Genomic DNA, 991 nt, shown 5'->3' with positions numbered 1-991 from the left:
TGAGGTGTACTGTCAATAGTGGACACTTCCGTTTCAAGCCGCCAGCGCCTGTTTGCTGAAATCAGCGGCAAACGACGCTGGTGATACGTAGCCAAGGCGCGAATGACGCCGCTGGCGGTTATAGAAGATTTCGATGTACTCCCTGATCGCTGCTTCCGCGTTGGCCCGCGTGGCGTACCTCTGATGATGAATCATCTCATTCTTCAAGCTGCCCCAGAAGCTCTCCATCGGCGCGTTGTCGTAGCAGTTCCCCTTGCGCGACATGGATGCCTGCATGCCGAACTGCGCGACCAGCTTGCTGTAATCGTCGGCGCAATATTGGCTTCCTCTGTCGGAGTGCAGGATCAGTCCCGGCGCCGGTCGCTTGCTTCGTACGGCCCGCCACAACGCTTGCGCCGTCAGCTCCTGCGTCATTCTCGCGCCCATGGCGTAGCCCACCATTTCGCACGTAAAGACGTCCTTGATGCCTGCCAGGTAAAGCCACCCTTCGTCAGTGGAGACGTAGGTGATGTCACTGACCCAGGCTTCGTTCGGGCGCGTCGGCGCAAAGGTCTGATCCAACAGGTTCGGCGCGACCGGGTAGCCATGCTTCGAATTCGTCGTCGCCTTGAACTTCCGTTTTTGCTTGCAACGCAGCCCAAGTTCCCGCCGCAGTCGAACGATGCGATCACGCCCTGTGTTGAATCCTTGCGCGACCAGCTCCGGTTGCAAGCGCAACGCCCCGTAGGTTTCGCGAGTCTGCACATGGACTGCCTTGATGGCGACCTTCAATCGTTCATCGGCCTGCGCTCGTAGCGATGGCCGGCGATCGAACGCCGCGTAGAAGCCACTGCGCGACACCTCAAAGACGCGGCACAACAGATTAAGCGGATATTCGAGTCGCACCGATTTCATGAACGCGTACCGGGCAGCGACTCCCTCGCAAAGTACGCGGTGGCCTTTTTTAGCACTTCCTTTTCCATCCGTTCGACCGCCAGTTCTTTGCGCAGCT

The 991-nt window shown here is 58.7% G+C and carries 1 pseudogene; it reads right to left on the bottom strand.

Going from position 1 to position 991, the window contains the following annotated elements:
* Window positions 1-33: 33 nt before the first annotated feature.
* Window positions 34-991: pseudogene (locus H3H39_RS28660) on the bottom strand (IS3 family transposase); the annotation flags it as partial.

Source organism: Rugamonas apoptosis (assembly GCF_014042355.1).
Taxonomy (GTDB): Bacteria; Pseudomonadota; Gammaproteobacteria; order Burkholderiales; family Burkholderiaceae_D; genus Rugamonas; species Rugamonas apoptosis.
The sequence above is the reverse complement of the archived record's forward strand: the minus strand, read 5'-3'. Positions and strand labels throughout refer to the sequence as shown.